This window comes from Flavobacterium ichthyis (assembly GCF_009915155.1).
GTDB classification, from domain to species: Bacteria; Bacteroidota; Bacteroidia; order Flavobacteriales; family Flavobacteriaceae; genus Flavobacterium; species Flavobacterium ichthyis.
In genome coordinates, this window is the sequence record NZ_JAABLM010000016.1 from 40,121 (window position 1) to 47,457 (window position 7,337).

A 7,337-nucleotide genomic window follows, 5' to 3' on the forward strand; every position below is an offset into this window, starting at 1 on the left:
TTTTGTAAAGATAATTAAAAATTATTTTTCTAAAATGGCTTCGCCATATAAATCAAATTCTGCGGCATCAGTAATACGAACATTCACAAACTCACCGGTTTTTAAATACACAGTTGAAGCATCAATTAAAACTTCGTTATCCACGTCAGGACTGTCAAATTCCGTTCTTCCAACGAAATGACTTCCTTCTTTTCTATCAATCATCACACGGAATATCTGCCCTATTTTTTCTTGATTCAACTCCCAAGATATTTGAGATTGTAATTCCATAATTTCGTTAGCACGTTGCTGTTTCACTTCAGCTGGAACATCGTCTTCGAGCAGATAAGCGTGGGTATTTTCTTCGTGAGAATAAGCAAAACAACCTAATCTTTCAAAACGCATTTCTTCAACCCAATTTTTCAAAATCTGAAAATCCTCTTCAGTTTCGCCAGGATAACCCACAATCAAAGTAGTTCTGATGGTCATTCCCGGAACTTTTTCACGAAATTCGTTGATGAGCTTTGTGGTTTTGGCTTGAGTGGTTCCACGACGCATCGATTTTAAAATAGAATCAGAAATGTGTTGCAACGGAATATCGAGGTAATTACAAATTTTCGGTTCGCGGTTCATCAAATCCAATACATCCATCGGGAAACCTGTTGGGAAAGCATAATGCAAACGAATCCATTCAATTCCTTCAACGGCTGCGAGGTTTTCCAGCAATTCGGCAAGATTTCTTTTTTTGTATAAATCTAAACCGTAGTACGTTAAATCTTGGGCAATTAAAATAAGTTCTTTCACGCCGTTTTTTGCCAACCTTTTTGCTTCGTTCACCAATTTTTCAATCGGTTGCGAAACGTGTTTGCCTCGCATCAACGGAATCGCGCAAAAACTACACGGACGATCACAACCTTCGGCAATTTTTAAATACGCATAATTTTTCGGCGTAGTCGTCAAGCGTTCGCCTAAAAGTTCGTGGCGGTAATCCGCACCAAGTGCTTTCAACAATCCGGGTAATTCTGTGGTGCCAAAATATTGGTCCACATTTGGAATTTCTTTAATCAAGTCTGGTTTATAACGTTCTGATAAACATCCGGTTACAAAAACTTTATCCACAATTCCTTGTTCTTTTTTATCGACATAATTTAAAATCATGTTAACCGATTCTTCTTTCGCATTGTCAATAAAACCGCAAGTGTTAATCACAATGATATTTCCTTCACGATCCGCAGGAGCTTCGTGTTCCACATCTTTGCCACTGGCACGTAATTGTCCCATTAAAACTTCGCTGTCGTACACGTTTTTAGAACAACCTAAAGTGATCACATTGATTTTATTTTTCTTTAACGTTTTGGTTCTCATAGATTTATAATCCGATAAAATTGAAATAAGGGTGCAAAATTACGCTTTTTAAATGAATAGTTTAATAAAAACTTTGTTATTTAAATTTTGTTTAAATTGCAATCAATAAATTTTATTTTTTAAAGTTGAAAATGATTAAAAACACATGGCTACTGCTGTTTTTTCTGAATGCGGTTTCGGTATTTTCGCAGCAAAGAAATGTAAAAGTTTACCACGAATTTGTGGAAGGAAAAACGGTAGTTTATGCGGATAATGATGAATTTTGTCCGGTTTCGGTTTTGTTCCGAAGCGAATTGCTAAACATGAAAAGCAGTTTGAAAGAAAGTTATATTTTGGTTCCAGCTCAAGCGAAACGCTTTGCTATCACGAATCTTTCCGTTGTAAATTTGAAAAAAGCCTTTAATTTTAAATACCAAAGTTCATTTTTTTTAGGTGACATCAATTTGAAAAAATATGATGCGGATTTTCCTTACCAATTGCCTTACGAGTCTGGGAAATCGTTCGCCGTAATTCAGGGTTATAACGGAAAAATTTCGCATCAGGGAGAATTTGCTCTGGATTTTTCAATGCCAATTGGAACAGAAGTTTTGGCATCTCGTGGCGGAATTGTGGTAGATGTTGAAGATAAAAACACTGAATCTTGCCCGAAAAAAGCTTGTGCGGAATTTAATAATTTTGTGGTCATTTTTCATGATGACGGCACTTTTGCTGAGTATACCCACATTGACACTAATTCGGCTCGAGTGAAAAAAGGCGATCGGGTAGAGGCAGGAACGGTTGTAGCTTTGAGTGGTAACGTAGGTTGGTCAACCGGACCACATTTGCATTTTTTTGTTTTTGTTCCAAATATTGAAACAGGACGGCAATCGCTAAAAACGAAATTTGAAACTATATCAGGGAAAACTGAATTTTTGGCTGAAGGAAAATCGTATAATAAACCATAAAAAAAGCCGGAATGTTTCCGGCTTAGTATATTTTTTTTGAAAAAATTAAAGACTGAATAATAAGGTAAGCGACACATTATTGTTGATGGCTTCAATCGTTGGGGCATCAACAAGACCTTGCGAAAAAAAGCCTTGGTTGAAGTCTCTTTTTGAATAGGCATAAGCCAAATCTAATCTTGTTCCGCCGAAATCATATCCTAAACCGGCAGAGAATCCGTGAAGATCACCAACGGTTCGACCATTTTTGTAGGGACTTTGCTCAAATCTGTAACCACCACGGAAACTCCATTGTTTTGCTCGCGCTTCGGCACCAACACGAAGTTCAGAAGTAGCATCTAAAATTGACTCGATTTCATTGTTTCTGGTGTTAAAAAAAGAATCATTCGGGCGAAATTTAGCACTGCTGTAATCTTTCATCGTATAATCAACACTAATCAAACCTTTGTCACCGAAGACATAAGCAAAACTTCCTGTGTATTCTCCAGGCGTTTGTAAGCGATATTCCGGATAAATAATAATTGTACCCGGATCAATGATTCCGGCACCACAATCAGCACAATCAACTACAATATTTTGGTAACCTTCGTCAAAAAGAGTCATCCAAGTTGGAGATTGGTAAGCCAAACCAAGTCGTAATTCGTCAGTAACTTTTGCGATGGCTCCTAATTGAAACGAAAATCCGCTTCCGTAAGTGTATAATTCATTGTTAAATCTGAGTGATTGAACTCCTGTTGTTGGAGAACTTCCTGGAGTGTCGAGATAATCTTCGTAAAAACTGGTTCTTCTGGTGTAATCCGTGAAATGCGCATTTAAATTTAATCCAAAATAAAATTTGTCTGTATATTGAAATGCTCCATTGAAGGAAATTTTTCCATTGTAACCCGATTCAAAAACTGTATTTTCTTGGAAATAATTACCACCAGCCGGAACATTTGAAACGTAGGCGGTGTTATTCCCTACATTGGTTGAAGGATTAATGAGAAATCCATTGTACCCAAAATAAGCTTGTTGCTCAGCAAAAGTCATGGCCTCAAACGGAGTTCCCGTGATGTTCTGCAACGGAATACCATTTGCGTAGTTTAAAAAATAATTAGCAATCGAATTTTGTGGATTCAATCCAGCCGAAAACTGACGGTTATCGAAATTATTGGCGTTTTCATAATTGATACCAACGCTAAATTTTTTCCAATTGCTTTCTAAATTTCTGTTTTCAAATACCCAGATGGCACCTAATTGGTTCAAATCAAAAGCGTTTTCCCTGTCTTCAGTTTTGGTACCAAAAAAATCCGACTTATTTTTAGTATTGATACTACTTAAGGTAACCGCCATTTGATTGGTGGTAAAAATCGCACCACCGGCAGGATTTACGTTTAAGGAAGAAAAATCTCCACCTAAAGCGCCGAAAGCTCCACTCATTGCTCGAAAACGTGCTGTTCCGGTGAGATTGTCTTGAGAATAGCGCAATGCATCGTTCACTTCTTGAGCATTCGCTACAAAGGTTGCAACAATTGTTACTAAAGGGAATAAATATTTTTTCATAACAAAATTTTCAATTTGGTTCAAAAAAATACCCATGCTGAAAACAGTATAGGTATATCTAAATATTTTGGATTAACCTCTGCGACCTCCGCCACCAGATCTTCCGCCACCACCACCAGAACTTCCCCGGCTTCCACCACCAGAAGATGGACTTGGAGAGTAACTTCTTGAAGGAGTTACATTTTGATTTCTTGTGCCTGAGTTTCGCGTAGGGGTGTTTCGAGTAGAATTATTATAATTTCTTGAGGGGGTAACTGAGTTGTTTCGATTAGTATTCGCCGGTCTTGTGTTAGAATTGTAGTTGGAATTTCTTCCGGTATTTGAAGAATTAAAACGGGTTCCCACGTTATTAGTGTTATAACCATCATTTCTTCGGCCGGTGTTGTAAGAGTTACTTCTATATCTCACGTTACCATTGGTAGAATAAGAATTTCTATTTCTTCCAGCAGTATTGTTGATGTAATTACCACGTCTTCCGTATGAGTAAGTAGAGTGGCGGTAAAAATTATTTCCATGCCAATTATTCCAACCCCAGTTGTTCCAACCCCAACCGCCGTACCAATTGTTCCAGCCAAGACCCCAGCCCCAACTTGGACCATACCATCCATTCCAACCCCAATTGTTCCAACCCCAATTGTTCCAACCAAGTCCCCACCCCCATCCAGGACCGTACCAGTTATTCCAGCCAAGTCCCCAGCCGGCGTTCCATCCCCAGCTATTATCATAAAAATTTACGGTAACATTATCCGAAGAGCTTCCCCATGCAGGATAACCTTGTTGGGAAACATATACGCTATCATTATCTTGATAAGAGGATTGGTAATTATCTACATCAGTAAAAAATTCTGGGTCTTCTTGTAAAGATTGAAAGTACCCAGGTTGATAATTTCCGGTTGAAGTTTCCACAACTCTTTCTTCATTAGGACGGCTACTTTGGTAAATTCCATCAGTATCATAATACGATGCGTTTTGGTAAGATGAACAAGAAGTGAGGAAAATTGTCAGTAGTCCAATCAATGAATAAGTGGAGACTGTTTTCGAAGAAAAGTAATTAGTTTTCATATCGCGAGCAATTTTATTGTTGGACAATACAAAATTAGTTAGTTTTGCTGAACTATTTCGTTAAATAAAGTTAAACAATATTTGTGCCAAAATATTCAACATGAGTAAAAATCTCACCAAAAGATCAGAAGATTATTCAAAATGGTATAATGAACTGGTTGTCAAGGCAGATCTTGCCGAAAATTCGGGCGTTAGAGGTTGTATGGTAATCAAGCCATACGGTTATGCAATTTGGGAAAAAATGCAAGCAGAATTAGATAGAATGTTTAAAGAAACAGGACATCAAAATGCTTATTTCCCTTTGTTTGTTCCGAAAAGCATGTTTGAAGCTGAAGAAAAAAATGCTGAAGGATTTGCTAAAGAATGTGCAATTGTAACGCATTATCGTTTAAAAAACGATGAGCAAAATCCGGGTAAGTTAATGGTTGATCCTAACGCAAAACTCGAAGAAGAATTAATTGTTCGTCCTACAAGTGAAGCGATAATTTGGTCAACTTATAAAGGTTGGGTTCAATCCTATAGAGATTTACCATTGCTTATTAACCAATGGGCAAATGTAGTTCGTTGGGAAATGAGAACCAGATTGTTTTTACGAACAGCAGAATTTCTTTGGCAAGAGGGTCACACAGCTCATGCAACAAGACAGGAAGCGATTGCAGAATCTGAGCAAATGATGAATGTTTATGCTGATTTTGTTCAAAATTTTATGGCAATACCGGTGGTAAAAGGTTTAAAAACTGAAACCGAACGTTTTGCTGGAGCTGAAGAAACCTATTGTATTGAAGCGTTAATGCAAGATGGTAAAGCCTTGCAAGCTGGGACATCTCACTTTTTAGGTCAAAATTTTGCGAAAGCATTTGACGTGAAATTTGCCAACCAAGAAGGAAAACAAGAGCATGTATGGGGAACGTCTTGGGGTGTATCAACTAGATTGATGGGGGCATTAATTATGACCCATTCTGATGATAATGGTCTTGTTTTACCTCCAAATTTAGCGCCAATTCAGGTTGTTATTGTTCCCATTTACAGAACAGATGAAGAATTTGAAGCCATTTCTGAAGTAGCCAATACTTTAGTTTCTCAGTTCAAAAAACTAAAAATTTCAGTAAAATTTGACAACAGAACCACTCATAAACCTGGATTTAAATTTGCAGAGCATGAACTTCGTGGTGTTCCGGTAAGAATTGCCGTTGGACCGAAAGATTTAGAAAATGGAACATTTGAAGTAGCAAGACGAGATAATTTAACCAAAGAAGTTGTTCTCAAAGACAATATCGTGAATCACGTTCAGGCCTTACTTGATGAAATTCAGGAGAGTTTATTTGGTAGAGCATTGAATTATAGAGATTCCCACATTACGGAGGTAAATTCTTTTGAGGAATTTAAGGATGTTTTAGAGAATAAAGGAGGTTTTATTTCGGCTCATTGGGATGGAACCCCTGAGACGGAAGAAAAGATTAAAGACCTCACAAAAGCAACCATCAGATGTATTGCTTTGGATAGAGTAGAAGAGGCGGGAAGCTGCGTGTTGACAGGCAAACCATCGTCTGGGAGAGTGCTTTTTGCGAAAGCGTATTAAAAAAAAATAAAAAAAATGCATCTGACTATTGTGCGAATAAAAAATAGTTGTATTTTTGCATCCGCAATCAAGAAGCATGGCCCGTTCGTCTATCGGTTAGGACGCCAGGTTTTCATCCTGGTAAGGGGGGTTCGATTCCCCCACGGGCTACAAAGTTAAATTTTTATAACTTTAAAAAGATTGCAAGGTCCGTTCGTCTAGGGGTTAGGACGCCAGGTTTTCATCCTGGTAACAGGGGTTCGATTCCCCTACGGACTACAAAATTAGTTGTAAATTAGTTTTATAAAACAAAAATCAGTGTCTCGGTTTTTGTTTTATTAGTTAAAACCAAAGTGATTTTTAATTGTGGGAGGTTTTTCTTTTTTAACTAGTATTTTTTATCAATTACAATTAAATTAAAAAGAAAATGGCAAATCATAAGTCAGCTTTAAAAAGAATCAGAAGTAACGAAAAGAAAAGAGTATTAAACAGATATCAACACAAAACAACTCGTAATGCTATTAAAGCTTTGCGTTTGTCAACTGATAAATCTGATGCTTATTCTAAATTGGCTGGTGTAATTTCTATGATCGATAAATTGGCTAAGAAAAACATCATCCACAATAATAAAGCTTCAAATTTGAAATCTAAATTAACTAAGCACGTTTCAGCTATGTAAATTGTGTGTTAATACAAATCATTAAGACCTTCACTTTTGTGGAGGTTTTTTTTTGGGTAATCCCAAAATGAAAAAAGAGAACGCTGAACATGCCCCAAAAAGTTAGACACTATTTGGGGCATTTTTTATGGAAAGAAAAGTTAAGTATGATTACGCATTTAAATTAGAATGTGTTAAGTTAGTTTTAGAGAAACATTATTCTGTTTTGTAT

General features: G+C 37.0%; 6 protein-coding genes and 2 tRNA genes. 5 read left to right on the forward strand and 3 right to left on the reverse strand.

Annotation, left to right across the window (positions count from 1 at the left end; all coding sequences use genetic code 11):
* Positions 1 to 21: 21 nt before the first annotated feature.
* The gene (gene rimO / locus GV828_RS11880) at positions 22 to 1,344 is read right to left on the reverse strand and encodes a 30S ribosomal protein S12 methylthiotransferase RimO (RefSeq protein ID WP_166537717.1); all 1,323 of its coding nucleotides are present in this window, start codon (positions 1,342 to 1,344) and stop codon (positions 22 to 24) included.
* 131 nt (positions 1,345 to 1,475) lie between these two features.
* Here rimO and GV828_RS11885 point away from each other — a divergent pair, with 131 nt between their 5' ends.
* Complete coding sequence (locus GV828_RS11885) at positions 1,476 to 2,288, forward strand: M23 family metallopeptidase (protein ID WP_166537718.1); 813 nt, start codon at positions 1,476 to 1,478, stop codon at positions 2,286 to 2,288.
* 45 nt (positions 2,289 to 2,333) lie between these two features.
* On the opposite strand, the gene GV828_RS11890 is transcribed toward GV828_RS11885, so the two are convergent.
* Together GV828_RS11890 and GV828_RS11895 are read right to left on the reverse strand one after the other, a co-directional pair.
* Positions 2,334 to 3,827 (reverse strand): OmpP1/FadL family transporter, encoded by a 1,494-nt coding sequence (locus tag GV828_RS11890; RefSeq protein ID WP_166537719.1) that lies wholly within the window; start codon positions 3,825 to 3,827, stop codon positions 2,334 to 2,336.
* Between the two features lie 72 nt (positions 3,828 to 3,899).
* Positions 3,900 to 4,889, reverse strand: coding sequence for a hypothetical protein (locus tag GV828_RS11895; RefSeq protein WP_166537720.1), 990 nt, complete (start codon positions 4,887 to 4,889; stop codon positions 3,900 to 3,902).
* A gap of 100 nt (positions 4,890 to 4,989) precedes the next feature.
* Between GV828_RS11895 and proS the strand changes: the two genes are divergently transcribed.
* The 4 genes from proS (at position 4,990) to rpsT (ending at position 7,126) form a co-directional block, all read left to right on the forward strand.
* Positions 4,990 to 6,468: a proline--tRNA ligase gene (gene proS, locus GV828_RS11900; RefSeq protein ID WP_166537721.1), complete on the forward strand. Its 1,479-nt coding sequence runs from the start codon at positions 4,990 to 4,992 to the stop codon at positions 6,466 to 6,468.
* Between the two features lie 78 nt (positions 6,469 to 6,546).
* Positions 6,547 to 6,618 (forward strand) — tRNA-Glu (locus GV828_RS11905).
* A gap of 36 nt (positions 6,619 to 6,654) precedes the next feature.
* Positions 6,655 to 6,726, forward strand: a tRNA-Glu gene (locus GV828_RS11910).
* A gap of 148 nt (positions 6,727 to 6,874) precedes the next feature.
* Positions 6,875 to 7,126 (forward strand): 30S ribosomal protein S20, encoded by a 252-nt coding sequence (rpsT, locus tag GV828_RS11915; RefSeq protein WP_166537722.1) that lies wholly within the window; start codon positions 6,875 to 6,877, stop codon positions 7,124 to 7,126.
* Positions 7,127 to 7,337: the final 211 nt, after the last annotated feature.

Excerpts from the sequence above, each read along its gene's own strand:
- GV828_RS11885 (WP_166537718.1), top strand. The coding sequence starts at position 1,476 with ATGATTAAAAACACATGGCTACTGCTGTTTTTTCTGAATGCGGTTTCG.
- GV828_RS11895 (WP_166537720.1), bottom strand. The coding sequence starts at position 4,889 with ATGAAAACTAATTACTTTTCTTCGAAAACAGTCTCCACTTATTCATTG.
- rpsT (WP_166537722.1), top strand. The coding sequence starts at position 6,875 with ATGGCAAATCATAAGTCAGCTTTAAAAAGAATCAGAAGTAACGAAAAG.
- GV828_RS11890 (WP_166537719.1), bottom strand. The coding sequence starts at position 3,827 with ATGAAAAAATATTTATTCCCTTTAGTAACAATTGTTGCAACCTTTGTA.
- rimO (WP_166537717.1), bottom strand. The coding sequence starts at position 1,344 with ATGAGAACCAAAACGTTAAAGAAAAATAAAATCAATGTGATCACTTTA.
- proS (WP_166537721.1), top strand. The coding sequence starts at position 4,990 with ATGAGTAAAAATCTCACCAAAAGATCAGAAGATTATTCAAAATGGTAT.